This window comes from Bradyrhizobium sp. USDA 4516, assembly GCF_054055915.1.
In genome coordinates, this window is record NZ_JBSRXT010000001.1 from 8,498,091 (window position 1) to 8,511,815 (window position 13,725).

Here is a 13,725-nt window from a genome sequence, read left to right on the forward strand (position 1 = left end):
AAAGATAGTGAGAGATGAACTCGCGGTGACTCCCCCTCACCCGATCGCTCCGCGATCGACCTCTCCCCGCAAGCGGGGCGAGGTGACTCCTCACGCCGCCCCGTCGCGGATCGGCGGCTGGAACGACAGCGCGGTATCCCAGGGAAAGTAGATCCAGGTGTCCTGCGACACCTCGGTGATGTAGGTGTCGACCAGCGGCCGGCCCTTCGGCTTGGCGTACACGGTCGCGAAATGCGCATCGGGCAGCAACTGGCGCACCAGCCTGCCGGTCTTGCCGGTATCGACGAGGTCGTCGACGATCAAGAGCCCCTTGCCGGTGCCGCCGCCGAGCTTGGCAGTCTGCTCCGAAATGCCCTTGAGCACTTTCAGGTCGCCCTGCTTGTCGTGGTCGTAGCTGGCGACGCAGACGGTATCGATCACCCGCAAGCCGAGCTCGCGCGCCACGATCGCCGCGGGCACCAGCCCGCCGCGGGTGATCGCGATCACCGCTTGGAACGGGCCGACCTCATTGAGCCGCCAGGTCAGCGCCCGGCAGTCCCGATGGAATTGATCCCACGAGACCGGAAACGGCCTGCCGGCTCGCTCCTGTGCACTCGGTTCGGAATTTCGTTCAGCCATATCGTCTCAACCCGCCGGCTTCTTCTGCGCGGCCTGCACTTGCTTCAGCATCTCCTTCACCGCGATCATCGCCGCGGCGAGCTTTTCCGGATCGCGCGAGCGGACCACGAGATTGGTGTTCGGCTTCTGGTTCTCGTCCTGGAACGGATAGCTGCCGATGATGGTGTCGGGATTGGCTTCCGCGATCGCCCGCAGCGGGCCGCCGATGTCGCCTTCCCGCGCATCGGCCCTGACCGAATCCGACAGCATCCGCACGCCGGACTTCAGGGTCGGCGCCACGATGTCCATCATCGCCTGCATGATGCTGGGGATGCCGGCCATCACGATGACATTGCCGAGCTTGAAGCCCGGCGCCAGGATGGTCGCGCTCTGGATCAGCTCGGCGCCGTCGGGCACCCGGGCCATCCGCAGCCGCGCCTCGTTGAGGTCCTGCTCGCTCCAGCGCTCCCTGAACCGCGCCACCACCTCGGGGTGATGATGGATATCGACCCCGAACGCCTTCGCCACGCTGTCGGCGGTGATGTCGTCATGGGTCGGCCCGATGCCGCCGGTGGTGAACACGTAAGCGTACCTATGCCGCAGCGCATCAAGGGCGGAGACGATGTCGGCCTCGTCATCGGCGACGACGCGGACTTCCTTCAGGTCGATGCCGATGTTGGTCAGGTATTCGGCGATGAAGCCGATGTTCTTGTCCTTGGTCCGGCCGGACAGGATCTCGTCGCCGATCACCAATATCCCCGCCGTGACGATCTCGCTCATGGTCTCATTCCCTAACTTGATCCCCTGACATTGCCGATCCAATGCCTTGATGTCACGGGGTTTTGCCGCCGAATTAAGCAGACCTCAGCCGGTTTTTCGGGCAGGCCTTCCACCTCACCCATAGCAAATGCCGCAAGCCAATGCATATCGCGCTGGCCCGCCCCTTGCTACCATCCCATCAAGTCATGCACTGTGTCACAGGGCTTGGGAGGGCAGTCGGGCTATATGGCAGTCGCGTTCGACGAGATGAATGGCCTCGGCGAGGATCTCCGCCCGGCCTACCAGGAGCTCTCCCGCTGGCTCAAAGAGACGCCGCCGGATGCGCTCGAATATCGACGCCAGGAAGCGGAGCTGCTGTTCCGCCGGATCGGCATCACCTTCGCGGTCTATGGCGATGCCGAGGCCCAGGAGCGGCTGATCCCGTTCGACGTCATCCCCCGCATCATGTCGGCGACCGAGTGGACGCTGCTGGAGAAGGGCCTCAAGCAGCGCGTGCTCGCGCTCAACATGTTCTTGAAAGACATCTATCACGGCCGCGACATCCTGCGCGCCAACGTCATCCCCGAGGACCTGATCTTCCAGAACCCGGTGTTCCGGCCGGAGATGAACGGCCAGGACGTGCCGCACGACATCTACGTCCACATCGCCGGCATCGACATCATCCGCACCGATCCCGACAATTTCATCGTGCTGGAGGACAATGCGCGCACGCCATCCGGCGTGTCCTACATGCTGGAAAACCGCGAGATCATGATGCGGTTGTTTCCGGACCTGTTCGCGCGGCACCGCGTCGCGCCGGTGGACCGTTATCCGGACGAGCTGCTGTCGGCGCTGCGGTCGGTGGCGCCGCACAGCGCCTCCGCCGAGCCGACAGTCGCGCTGATGACGCCCGGCGTCTACAACTCGGCCTATTACGAGCACTCCTTCCTCGCCGACAAGCTCGGCATCGAACTGGTCGAGGGGCGCGACCTCATCGTCAAGAACGACGAGGTGTTCATGCGCACCACCGAGGGGCTGAAGCGGGTCGACGTGATCTACCGCCGCGTCGACGACGATTTTCTCGATCCCCTCACCTTCCGGCCGGACTCCGCGCTCGGCGTCCCCGGGCTGATGTCGGCCTACGCCGCCGGCAACATCACGCTCGCCAATGCAGTCGGCACCGGCATCGCCGACGACAAGGCGATCTATTCCTACATGCCGGACATCGTAAAATTCTATCTCAGTGAAGAGCCGATCCTGAAGAACGTGCTGACCTGGCGCTGCCGCGAACCGCAGGATCTGTCCTACGTGCTCGACAACCTCGCCGACCTCGTCGTCAAGGAGGTGCACGGCTCGGGCGGCTACGGCATGCTGATCGGCCCCGCCGCCACCAAAGCGACGATCGAGGCGTTCCGCGACAAGCTCAAGCGCGAGCCGGAAGGCTTCATCGCCCAGCCGACGCTGGCGCTGTCGACCTGCCCGACCTGCACCGACAAGGGGCTGGCGCCGCGTCATGTCGACCTCCGCCCGTTCGTGCTGACCGGCTCCAGCCACACCACCATCGTGCCCGGCGGGCTGACCCGCGTCGCGCTGAAGGAAGGCTCGCTCGTCGTCAATTCGAGCCAGGGCGGCGGCACCAAGGACACCTGGATACTGAGTGAGTGATTTGAAGCCAAACGCGCTGCGCGAGCCCTCCCTCCCCCTGCAAGGGGGAGGGTCGGGGTGGGGGTCGGCCGCATACGCCGAATGGAGAGAAAACCCCCACCCGCCGCTGCGCGTCGACCTCCCCCTTTCAGGGGGAGGTGAAACACGTTTCGCCTTGTAGGGACTATCGCATGCTGTCGCGCACCGCCGAAAACCTGTTCTGGCTGGCCCGTTATGTCGAACGCGCCGAATATCTGGCGCGCACGATCGATGCGACCTTGCGCGTCACGGCGCTGCCCGCGGCCTATGTCGGCAAGACCAATGAGTGGGATTCCGCACTGCTCACCGCCGGCGTCGGCGCGAGCTTCTACGACCACTATGAGGAAGCCGACGAGCGGAACGTCATCGAATATCTCTCCTTCTCGTCGGACAATCCGTCCTCGATCAAGAACTGCATCGAGGCGGCGCGGCTCAATTCACGCTCGGTACGGACAGCGCTGACGTCGGAGATGTGGGACACCATCAATTCGGCGTGGATCGAGCTGCAGGCGGTCTGGAACAAGGGTCCCGCCAACCGCGAGGAGCTGGCCAAATTCCTGCGCTTCGTGCAGGAGACCTCGCTGCGCTTCGACGGCTCGGCCTACCGAACCATGCTGCGCAACGACGCCTACTGGTTCTCGCGGCTCGGGGTGCATCTCGAGCGCGCCGACAACACGGCTCGGATTCTCGACGTGAAGTATCACATGCTGTTACCCGAGGAGGAGCATGTCGGCGGCCCGCTGGATTACTACCAGTGGACCTCGATTCTGCGCTCGGTGTCGGCAACGACCGCCTATCACTGGGTCTACCGGGAAACCCTGAAGCCCTGGCTGATCGCCGACCTGTTGATCCTCAACGATACGCTGCCGCGCTCGCTTGCCAGCTGCTACAGCAACCTAGTGCGCAACCTCGACCAGATCGGCGTCGCCTATGGCCGCCAGGGCGCCTCGCAACGCCATGCCCGCGGCATCAGGAACCGGCTCGAGCACAGCAACATGGACGATATCTTCCAGCACGGCGTGCACGAATTCATCCAGGAGTTCATCGCGGACAACTCACGGCTGGGTGAGATCATCACCAAGCAGTACCTGATCTAACCGATACGGCCGAAAAACGCTCAAATTGTCGTCATGGCGGGGCCAAAAGCGCGAAGCGCGTCTTCGCATGGGTGTCCCGGCCATCGACATCTTGCTTTCGCGGCCGATTAGGAAGAAAGACGTGGGTGCCCGGGAAGGGTCCGGGCATGACAGTCCTGCCCTGAAAAAACCGATTGAACACCGGTTGAGCCATGCGCCTGCGGATAGCCCACACCACCACCTATCGTTACGAGCCGGCGGCCTCGGGCGTGATCCAGATTCTGCGGATGACGCCCGGCAGCCATGACGGCCAGTATGTCGCGGATTGGCAGATCGACGTCTCGACCGATTCCCGGCTCGACACCCATGAGGACGCCTTCGGCAACGTCACCCATGTGCTGACGCACGGCTCGATCGCCGACCTCACGATCCATTGCGAGGGCCTGATCGAGACCCAGGATACCGGCGGCGTGCTGCGCGGCAGCGACGAGCGGTTTCCGCCGAGCCTGTTCCTGCGTCCCACACCGCTGACCGACCTCAACCCGGCAATGACGGCCGTCGTGCGCGAGCTGCGCGCCGACGCCGGCGCCGACGTGCTCGGTTTCCTGCACGCGCTGATGGTGCAGATCTACGAGCACATGACCTTCGATGAGGACCCGACCAACAGCGCCACCTCGGCCGCCGAGGCGTTCGCGCTGAAGCGCGGCGTCTGCCAGGACTACGCGCACATCCTGATCGCCTGCGCGCGCGCCGGCGGCGTTCCGGCGCGGTTCGTCTCCGGCCACTTCCTGCGCTCCGACGGCATGGTCAACCAGCAGGCCGGCCACGCCTGGGCCGAGGCCTTCGTGCCCGATCTCGGCTGGATCGGCTTCGACGCCGCCAACGGCATCTGCACCACCGACGCCCATGCCCGCGTCGCGATTGGCCTCGACTATCTCGGCGCCGCCCCGGTCCGCGGCACCCGCTATGGCGGCGGCAACGAGACGCTGACGGTCGCGGTCAAGGTCGACCAGGCCGGCCGTCCCGGCCAGTGGCAGAGCCAGACGCAGTCGTAGGGCTGATCCCTCTCCGCGTCTGTCATTGCGAGCTAACGGGTCGCGCGAACGCGCGCCCGAGGACAGGCTCCGCGAAGCAATCCATCTGACCGCCTGCGGAGGCATGGATTGCTTCGTCGCTTCGCTCCTCATGACGGCAGGGGTGCTATGATCGCTGCTGCAAACCGAACCAGCGAGACAAGCCATGGCCACCGTAAAACTGCTTTCCGACGACGAACTCCCGGCGGAGGCACGCGCCGTCTTCGACGACATCCGCAAGACGCGGAACTCGGACTTCGTCAACAATTTCTGGCGCGCCCTGGCGCATGATCCGAAGACCCTGCGGCGGACCTGGGAGAGCATCAAGGAGGTGATGGCACCCGGCGCGCTCGACCCGAAGGTCAAGGAGATGCTCTACGTCGCCGTCTCGGTGGCCCACGGCTGCAGCTACTGCATTCACTCGCACACCGCGAGCGCCCGCGCCAAGGGCATGACCGACGCCGAATATCAGGAAATGCTGGCAATCGTCGGCATGGCCGCCGAGACCAACCGGCTGGTCACGGCGCTCGGCGTGCCCGTCGACGAGGCCTTCCTCGTCGATGCACCTGCGGGACGAAGCCAGGAGCCGTGACGCTCCTGCCTGTCTCGCGGATGAGTGATGTCACGAAATGCGCTCAACGTCGGATTTGAGGACAACCAGGAAACGGGCAGCTTCGCCGCCCGTCACCACCCGATGATCGAAGGTCAGCGATAGCGGCAGCGTGCGTCGGACCGCAACCTGCCCGCGAAGCGCGACCACGCGCTCCGAAATCCGCCCGGCGCCGACGATCGCCGTCTGTGGCGGCACGATGATGAGATTAGCAAACCGGCCTCCGATCATGCCGAAGTTCGACAACGTGATCGTCGCACCGCGCAGTTCCTCCGGGGGTATCGCGCGCGCGATTGCGTCGGCTCGCAGACGGTCGAGTCCGGCCCGCAGGTCCGATACGCTCCGCTCCGCGACATTGCGCAGCACGGGAACGATCAGGCCGCCGCCGGTGTCGACGGCGATGCCGAGATCGATGCGCTCGATCAGGCGCCGTTCTCCCGTACCGGAATGATACCAGGCATTGAGCGCGGGCTCTGCCTTGCAGGCAGCGGCGATCGCCCGCGCCAGGCGGATTGTCACGTCCTCGCCCTGCCGCCAATCGTCGATGTCGGCTTCATCGGTGACCGTCGCGGGGACGATTTCCGCATGCGCTGCCGTCATGCGTTGGGCCATCGCGCGGCGCAAGCCGCGCAGCGGCTCGGCGGGTCCGCTGTGAGACATCCGCTTCGCCGCCCTCTCGACATCGGCCCGCGTGATGGTGCCGCCGGGCCCGGTCGCCTCGACGAGATCGAGCGCGACGTCAAGCTTGCGCGCAAGGGCGCGCACTGCCGGAAACACTCGGGCTCCCTGCCCGCTGGTCGGCGAGGCAGTTGCTGGCGCCGGCCGTTGCTCGCCGGTGTCGAGTTCGCCCACAATCGTGCCGGTGTCCTGCCCGGCGTCCTCGGCAAACTCGACGAGCGGCGCGCCGACCTTCACGATATCGCCCTTGGCACCGAACAGGCGCGCGATGCGTCCGCTCGACGGCGCCGGTATCTCGACCACCGCCTTGTCGGTCTCGACCGAAACGAGCGGCTGATCGGTCACGACGTGATCGCCCTCGTTGACGTACCAGGTGACGATCTCGGCTTCTTCAAGGCCTTCACCAAGGTCCGGCAACGTGAACTGGCGCATGGCACAAGGTCCGTCGGTGTTCAGTTGTACTGTTGCGCCTTTCGGGCTGCGGTCACGATGCGTCCGACCGACGGCATGTAGCGTTGCTCGAGGCGGGCCATCGGAATGATCGTGTCGTAGCCGGTGACGCGGGTCACGGGTGCGAGCAGCGAGGACAGTCCGCGCTCGGCGATCATGGCCGCGATCTCCGCCCCAAATCCGCCGGTGTGCGCGGCCTCATGCACGATGACGCAGCGCCCGGTCTTTGTGACCGACCTGAGCACGGTGTTTTCATCGTAGGGCTTGAGCGTGGCGAGGTCGATAACCTCGGCAGCGATGCCCTCGTCGGCGAGCGCGTCCGCTGCGGCCATCGTTTCCTTCAGCATCGCACCCCAGCTGATCAGCGTGACGTCGCGACCTTCCCTCTCGACAAAGGCGCGATCCATCGGCAAGGCTTCGCCGTTGTCCTCGACCTCGCCTTTCACGGCGCGGTACAACCGCGTCGGCTCCAGGAACACCACCGGATCGGGATCGCGGATCGCGGCGAGGAGAAGTCCATAGGCGCGCTCCGGCGACGAAGGCACCACGACACGCAAGCCCGGAATGTGGGCCAGCATCGCCTCGGTGCTTTCGGAATGATGCTCGGGCGCGCGAATGCCGGCACCATGCGGCGTCCGCAGGACCATCGGACAATTGAGCCGTCCCTGGGTACGGTTGCGCAGCCGTGATGCGTGGTTCACCAGCTGATCGAGACAGGGATAAATAAATCCCATGAACTGGATTTCGCCCACGGGCTTCAGTCCCTGCGCGGCCATGCCGACGCAAAGCCCGCTGATCAGGAGTTCGGCAAGCGGCGTATCGAGGACGCGCTCCGGACCGAAGCGCTCCTGCAAGCCGACGGTCGCGCGGAAGACGCCGCCATTGACGCCGACATCCTCGCCGAGCACGACCACATCGGGATCATCCGCCATCGCGCGGCCGAGCGCCAGATTGATGGCTTCGACCAACGTGAGTTCAGGCATCGTCCTCTCCTGCAAGTTCGCGACGCTGCGCGGCATACGCCTCGGGCAGATCGGCATAGAGGTTGTCGAACATGGTTTCTGCTCGGCGTGGCGGCGTCTTCAGATAGCGCTCCACCGCCGCCTCGATGCGCTCATGGCACGCGGCGGCAAGCCGCTCCTCATCCGCCTTGGTCCACATCTTCTGACCCACAAGATAGGACCGGAGGCGCGCGATCGGCTCTTCCTTCCAATGCGCCTGGACTTCTTCGGCCGAACGATAGCGCAATGCATCATCTGACGTCGTGTGATCGCCGAGCCGATAGCTGACCGCTTCGATGAAGTGAGGGCCCTTGCCGTCGCGGGCAGTGGCAATGGCCTCCTCGGCCGCGGCACGCATCGCCACCACGTCACTCCCGTCCACCTGCTCGCCGCTGAACCCGGCGCCGATGGCCTTCTGCGCCAGCGTCTCGGAACCCGTCTGCAGACGCAACGGCACCGATATGGCCCATTGATTGTTGGTGGCGACGAACACGAGCGGCAATTTGTGAACGCCGGCGAAATTCATGGCCTCGTAAACATCGCCTTTCGAGGTGGCGCCGTCGCCGAACATGCAGACGGCCACGCGCGGCTCCTTGCGCAACTTCAGGGCGTAGGCAACGCCGGCGGCATGCGGCGCCTGTGATCCGACGGGAACGCAGAACGGGAAATCGTGCACCGGACCGGAGAATTGATTGCCGCGTTCATCGCCGCCCCAGAACAGCAGGATCTCCTCCAGCGCGACGCCACGCCAGAGCAACGCGCCGTTGTCGCGATAGGAGGGCAACAGGACGTCATCCTCCCGCATCGCACTCGCAATCCCGACCGACACCGCCTCCTGGCCGAGCGAAATGGCATAGGTTCCCAGCCGACCGGTGCGCTGCAATGCAACAGCCTTTCGGTCGAACAGACGCAAGAGCACCATCGACCGGTAAAGTTCGACCAGCAGCTTGGCATCGGTGGCGAAGGCAGGAAGCGGCCGCTCTATCGAGCCGTCGGGCGCGAGGTAATTGCGGCGGCGCACCTCAAAGCGCGCAATGACGGGGAGCTCTTCGTTTGCTCTTTTGCTGGCCACGCGCTCATTCCTGGAGCGGTTCTGCCTCCCACATTCAGTTATTTGGTGTTAGGGCCGCGACGATGCAATACCGTAGCAGCATCGCTCTTGGCGCACGCGTCAGCGGCCGGGTCGTAAGGATCGATCGACAGGATCCGTGGAACAGCGCCGCGACTGCGGTATAAGAGAGCATGGCAAATGGTCAGGTTGTCCTCGTAACAACTGCGCCGTTGGACGGCGGCCCGCCTGTTCGCTCGGTCTTCTTCGTGGCTGAAGGAGACGCGGCAAAGGCCACGGCAATTATTGCGGACATGATGGCCCCGAATGAAACGGTCGAAGCGTGGGGGCCGCTTCCCGAAGCAGCTGTCAAGGCGCTCGGGTTGAAACCCGGTGATTACACCCACAGCTGACTTGCATCGGATCGCTGTCCGGCGCGTCAAGGTCTGCGGCCGCATCCTTGCGCAGAGGGTGTGATCTTGACGCGGCGCCCTCGCTTACGCGAGACCACCGCGGTCCCGATCACAACGCGGGGAGCCCTCTTTCTCGAGCAAGGGACATGGCGTAATCTGCAGCGAGCTGCCCTTAGACGGGACGGGCCGACGTCGCCGTTTGAAGGAACGGGCAGCGGTCAGGCCGTCGGCAGGCATCGCAGTCTGAAAGCAGCGCCTGCCTTATGTGGCGCTCCCTCAACTTCAACATGAAACAGGTTGGCCTGCCGCGCGCGCGGCAGACAAGGGCAGTGCTTAACCCTTGGAGGACGACATGGCGACATTCATATTGAGGATCGACTGGACCGACCAGGGAATTCGTAATGTCAAGGAAGCTCCCAAGCGCAGCCGAGCGGCGAAAGAACTCGCCAAGACACTAGGTGTCGAAATCAAGGAGGTCTATCTCACCTCCGGCGAGCATGACATCCTTCTCCTCGCCGAAGCACCGCTCGGCGACAACATCACAAAACTCGCGCTTGCCCTCAGCTCTCTGGGAAACATACGGACTTGCACCTCACGGGCCTGGCCCGAGGCGGAGTGGACCAAGCTGATATCCGAGCTCCCGTAGCCACATCGGATATCCCGATGGTTCTCGACGCGGCCTGACTGACGGGCGCCGTCGCAGACTTGCCCCGGCGATCGGCGCGGGAGTGCGCGCATGCGCAGGACCAGCCGCGGCTTTGGTCGTGTGAATAAATAAGGATACGAAGGGCACGAGGGCGACGGCGCACGTCGTCGCCGGCGGGCCACCACGCGTTACTTATCCAGCCAGACATCCTCGAAGCGCAGATTGTTGTACTGGCTGTTGTCGTGCGGGTGGAAATTCCTCACATAGGGCTGCCAGCAATTGCCGGCCGATGAGTGCAGGATGACCGGCCGCGCGGCGTCGTCGACCAGCAGGTGCTCGATGTCGAACACGATCTTGCGGCGCTTGTCCTTGTCGACCTCGCGCGACTGCGCCGCCAGCAGCTTGTCGACTTCGGCGTTGCAATACTGGGTGTAGTTGCGCTCGGAGTTGCAGGAATAGTTCTCGACCAGATTGCCGTCGGGATCGTCGACGCTGACGCCGGTGACATTGAGGCCGATGGTGTAGTCCTTGCGCTGCAGCCGCGAGTACCAGCGCGGCGTGTCCAGAATGTCGAGCTCGGCTGTGATGTAGATCTTCTTGAGCTGGTCGGCGAGGATCACCGCCGGGTCGCGATAGGTCGGCAGGTTGCGGGTCTGGATCTTGATCGACAGCGGCTTGGCGTCGCTGTAGCCGAGCTTCTGCATGATCGCCTGCGCCTCGGCGAGGTTCTTCTCGGCATCGGGGCCGTAACCCATCAGCGTCGACAGGATCTCCGGCGGCATGCCCCACTCGCCTTCGGGCTTGGCCTGCATCGCGCCGCCGAGCCGCCCGCTGCCCTCGAACAGGATGCTGTTGAAGGCCTTGCGATCCAGCGCCAGCGACATCGCCTTGCGGATATCCGGATTGTCGAACGGCGGATTGACGCGGTTGACCAGAAGATTGATCTGCAGATTGGTCGACGTCATCTCGCAGATCGCGTTCGGCGCCCGCGCCTTGACGTCCTTCATCAGGGGAATGCTGACGTCGGACGGAAAGGTGATGTCGTAGTCGCCGGTCGCGAACGCCAGCAAGCGGGTGGCGCGGCTATCGATCGAGCGCACCGTGATCTCGTCGAGATACGGCCGGTCCTTCTTGAAGTAATCGGGGTTACGGACCAGACGGATAGAGTCGCCGCGCCGGAACTCGACGAACTTGAACGGCCCGGTGCCGACCGGCTTGGTGCGCATCACCTGCTGCGGCACGTGGCAGGGATAGACAACCGAGAAGGCGCTGGCGAGCAGCGCCAGCAGGCCGGGCTGCGGCTCGGTCAGCTCGAAGGTCGCCTCATCGTCGCCATTGATGCTGACATCCCTCAGCTTCGAGTACCAGACCTTGCGCGGATTGCGCTTGAAGTCCGGTGTTTTGACGTCTTGGGTCTCGCTCTTGCCGATCAGCATCCGCCAGGTGCACTGCACGTCCCTGGCCGTGAACGGCTGACCGTCATGCCACTTCACGCCGTGCCGCAGCTTGAAGGTAAGCTTTGTGTTGGTCTGGTCCCACGACCAGCTCTCGGCGAGATCGGGGATCACGGTGTCGATGCTTTCGTGCACCTTGGCCGGATTGAACACCACGAGGTTGTTGAAGACGGCCGCGAACGGCATCACCGAGGCGATGGTGGATTCCTCGAGCAGCGAGGTCGAGGGCGGATTGTCGTTGTGATAGAGCCGCAGCGTGCCGCCCTGCTTCTGCGCCGATGCAGGGCTCGCGGCCAGCGCCGCGATACCCAATGCCACAATGCACGCGGCCAGTTTGAACGACATTCCCGCCTCCCGAAATTTCTTGTTGTCGTCGGTTGCAGGCAGTCGAGCACAACGCCCCGCCCCTCGCAACGACGCAAGGCGAAGATCATTGCCGGCTGCGCGCCACGCCGAGCGAGACCGGAATGCTCGCGACCTCGATGGCCGGAACAGGGCACCCGGACGGACCACCGCCGGGACCGGCGGCCCCGACCCGCGCGACCGGCCATCGCACGTCCCGTCACGGGGAATTGGGGTTGGATGCATCCTCGAAATTGGCTACACGTTTCCCGCCGAGAAACTCGGACCGTCTGAGGGCTTTAAATGACCTATTGCTGCGGAATTCTGGTGCGCGACGGGCTCGTCATGATCGCCGATACCCGCACCAATGCCGGCCTCGACAACGTCTCGACCTTCCGCAAGCTGCACATCTTCGAAAAGCCTGGCGACCGCATCATGGCGATCGCCAGCGCCGGGAATCTCGCGATCAGCCAGTCGGTGCTGTCGACCCTGACCGAGGGCATGGAAAATCCGGACACCGGCGAGCTCGAGACGCTGATGAACGCCCCGACCATGTTCCAGGCGGCGCAGCGGATCGGCCGCGCCATCCGCTCGGTGCACGCCACCGAGGGCGATGCGCTGCGCGCCGAGGACATCTCCTTCGACGTCTCGTTCCTGTTCGGCGGCCAGATCAAGGGCTCGCGGATGCGCCTGTTCATGGTCTACACCGCCGGCAACTTCATCGAGTGCACCACCGACACGCCGTACCTGCAGATCGGCGAGCACAAATACGGCAAGCCGGTGCTCGACCGCGCCATGCATTACGACGTCGAGCTCTACGAGGCGCTGAAGACCGGGCTGATCTCGATGGATTCGACGATGCGCTCCAACCTCGGCGTCGGCCTGCCGATCGACGTGCTGGTGGTGCGCACGGACGCCTGCGAGGCCGACCTCAACCACCGCATCGAGGCCGGCGAGCCCTATTTCCACGACCTGCGCTCACGCTGGTCGGCGGCGCTGCGCGCGGCGCACCAGAACATTCCACGCCCACCCTACAAGAACGAAACCGAAGCAAAAACCAAGTAAGAGGAAACTCGGATGACTGAGGCAACCAGCAAGATCGCACTCGTGACCGGCGCCGGCACCGGCGTCGGACGCGCCGCGTCGCTCGCTCTGATGGACAAGGGCTACACCGTGGTGCTCGCCGGGCGCCGCATGGAGATGCTGGAAGAGACCGCCAAGCTCGGCCCCGCCGGCAAGAGCCTGTGCGTTTCGGCCGACATGGCCAATCCGGCCGCGATCGCAGCCCTGTTCGACAAGGTGAAGGCGACCTATGGCCGGCTCGACGTGCTGTTCAACAACGCCGGCATGGGCGCGCCGCCGGTGAATTTCGAGGACTTAGCCCTGGAGCAGTGGCAGGCCGTCGTCAACACCAACCTGACCGCGCCGTTCCTGTGCACCCAGCACGCCTTCCGCATCATGAAGGACCAGAAGCCGCGCGGCGGCCGCATCATCAACAACGGCTCGATCTCGGCGCATGCGCCGCGGCCGTTCTCGGCCGCCTACACCTCGACCAAGCACGCCATCACCGGCCTCACCAAGTCGTCCAACCTCGACGGCCGCATGTATGACATCGCGGTCGGCCAGGTCGATATCGGCAATGCCGCGACCCCGATGACCGACCGCATGGTCAACGGTCCCGGCGTGCTGCAGCCGGACGGCACCACCAAGCACGAGCCGCGCATGGACGCCAAGGCGGTCGGCGACGCCGTGGCCTACATGGCCGGCCTGCCGCTCGACGCCAACGTGTTGTTCATGACTGTCATGGCGACCAAGATGCCGTTCGTCGGCCGGGGCTGATCTTCTCCTCCCTGCTTGCGGCAGGACCCTCACGACGCCCGGCCGGGCTTGTCCCG

The 13,725-nt window shown here is 64.6% G+C and carries 14 protein-coding genes; 8 read left to right on the plus strand and 6 right to left on the minus strand.

The annotated features are described in order from the left end of the window. Positions 1-90 precede the first annotated feature (90 nt). On the minus strand, positions 91-618 hold the full coding sequence (gene gpt / locus ACVI1L_RS39445; RefSeq protein ID WP_057019092.1) for a xanthine phosphoribosyltransferase: 528 nt from the start codon (positions 616-618) through the stop codon (positions 91-93). Between the two features lie 6 nt (positions 619-624). Continuing rightward, complete coding sequence (locus tag ACVI1L_RS39450) at positions 625-1,377, minus strand: competence/damage-inducible protein A (protein WP_057019093.1); 753 nt, start codon at positions 1,375-1,377, stop codon at positions 625-627. 225 nt (positions 1,378-1,602) lie between these two features. Between ACVI1L_RS39450 and ACVI1L_RS39455 the strand changes: the two genes are divergently transcribed. From ACVI1L_RS39455 to ACVI1L_RS39470, 4 genes are all read left to right on the plus strand, one after another. Further along, entirely contained in the window at positions 1,603-3,021 is a 1,419-nt protein-coding gene (locus ACVI1L_RS39455; RefSeq protein ID WP_456785285.1) for a circularly permuted type 2 ATP-grasp protein, read from the plus strand. A 170-nt stretch (positions 3,022-3,191) separates the two neighbouring features. Next, positions 3,192-4,136: an alpha-E domain-containing protein gene (locus tag ACVI1L_RS39460; protein ID WP_057019095.1), complete on the plus strand. Its 945-nt coding sequence runs from the start codon at positions 3,192-3,194 to the stop codon at positions 4,134-4,136. A gap of 191 nt (positions 4,137-4,327) precedes the next feature. Beyond that, complete coding sequence (locus ACVI1L_RS39465) at positions 4,328-5,170, plus strand: transglutaminase family protein (RefSeq protein WP_057019096.1); 843 nt, start codon at positions 4,328-4,330, stop codon at positions 5,168-5,170. Between the two features lie 184 nt (positions 5,171-5,354). Further along, complete coding sequence (locus ACVI1L_RS39470; RefSeq protein WP_057019097.1) at positions 5,355-5,780, plus strand: carboxymuconolactone decarboxylase family protein; 426 nt, start codon at positions 5,355-5,357, stop codon at positions 5,778-5,780. A gap of 30 nt (positions 5,781-5,810) precedes the next feature. On the opposite strand, the gene ACVI1L_RS39475 is transcribed toward ACVI1L_RS39470, so the two are convergent. Genes ACVI1L_RS39475 through pdhA form a run of 3 tightly spaced genes read right to left on the minus strand, consistent with a single transcriptional unit; the run spans position 5,811 to position 8,948 of the window. Then, complete coding sequence (locus tag ACVI1L_RS39475) at positions 5,811-6,908, minus strand: dihydrolipoamide acetyltransferase family protein (protein ID WP_456785286.1); 1,098 nt, start codon at positions 6,906-6,908, stop codon at positions 5,811-5,813. A gap of 20 nt (positions 6,909-6,928) precedes the next feature. Further along, positions 6,929-7,909, minus strand: a complete 981-nt coding sequence (locus ACVI1L_RS39480; RefSeq protein WP_456785287.1) for an alpha-ketoacid dehydrogenase subunit beta — start codon at positions 7,907-7,909, stop codon at positions 6,929-6,931. Further along, on the minus strand, positions 7,902-8,948 hold the full coding sequence (gene pdhA / locus ACVI1L_RS39485) for a pyruvate dehydrogenase (acetyl-transferring) E1 component subunit alpha (protein ID WP_456785288.1): 1,047 nt from the start codon (positions 8,946-8,948) through the stop codon (positions 7,902-7,904). Before pdhA ends, ACVI1L_RS39480 begins: the two co-directional genes overlap by 8 nt. A 221-nt stretch (positions 8,949-9,169) precedes the next feature. On the opposite strand from pdhA, the gene ACVI1L_RS39490 reads away from it, so the two are divergent. Together ACVI1L_RS39490 and ACVI1L_RS39495 are read left to right on the plus strand one after the other, a co-directional pair. Next, on the plus strand, positions 9,170-9,388 hold the full coding sequence (locus ACVI1L_RS39490; RefSeq protein ID WP_057019099.1) for a hypothetical protein: 219 nt from the start codon (positions 9,170-9,172) through the stop codon (positions 9,386-9,388). A gap of 352 nt (positions 9,389-9,740) precedes the next feature. Then, the gene (locus ACVI1L_RS39495) at positions 9,741-10,034 is read left to right on the plus strand and encodes a GYD domain-containing protein (RefSeq protein ID WP_026192964.1); all 294 of its coding nucleotides are present in this window, start codon (positions 9,741-9,743) and stop codon (positions 10,032-10,034) included. A gap of 188 nt (positions 10,035-10,222) precedes the next feature. On the opposite strand, the gene ACVI1L_RS39500 is transcribed toward ACVI1L_RS39495, so the two are convergent. Further along, positions 10,223-11,833, minus strand: coding sequence for an ABC transporter substrate-binding protein (locus tag ACVI1L_RS39500; RefSeq protein ID WP_456785289.1), 1,611 nt, complete (start codon positions 11,831-11,833; stop codon positions 10,223-10,225). 300 nt (positions 11,834-12,133) lie between these two features. Between ACVI1L_RS39500 and ACVI1L_RS39505 the strand changes: the two genes are divergently transcribed. Continuing rightward, positions 12,134-12,895, plus strand: coding sequence for a hypothetical protein (locus tag ACVI1L_RS39505; RefSeq protein ID WP_057019101.1), 762 nt, complete (start codon positions 12,134-12,136; stop codon positions 12,893-12,895). A gap of 12 nt (positions 12,896-12,907) precedes the next feature. Beyond that, entirely contained in the window at positions 12,908-13,669 is a 762-nt protein-coding gene (locus ACVI1L_RS39510; RefSeq protein ID WP_456785290.1) for an SDR family oxidoreductase, read from the plus strand. Positions 13,670-13,725 lie beyond the last annotated feature (56 nt).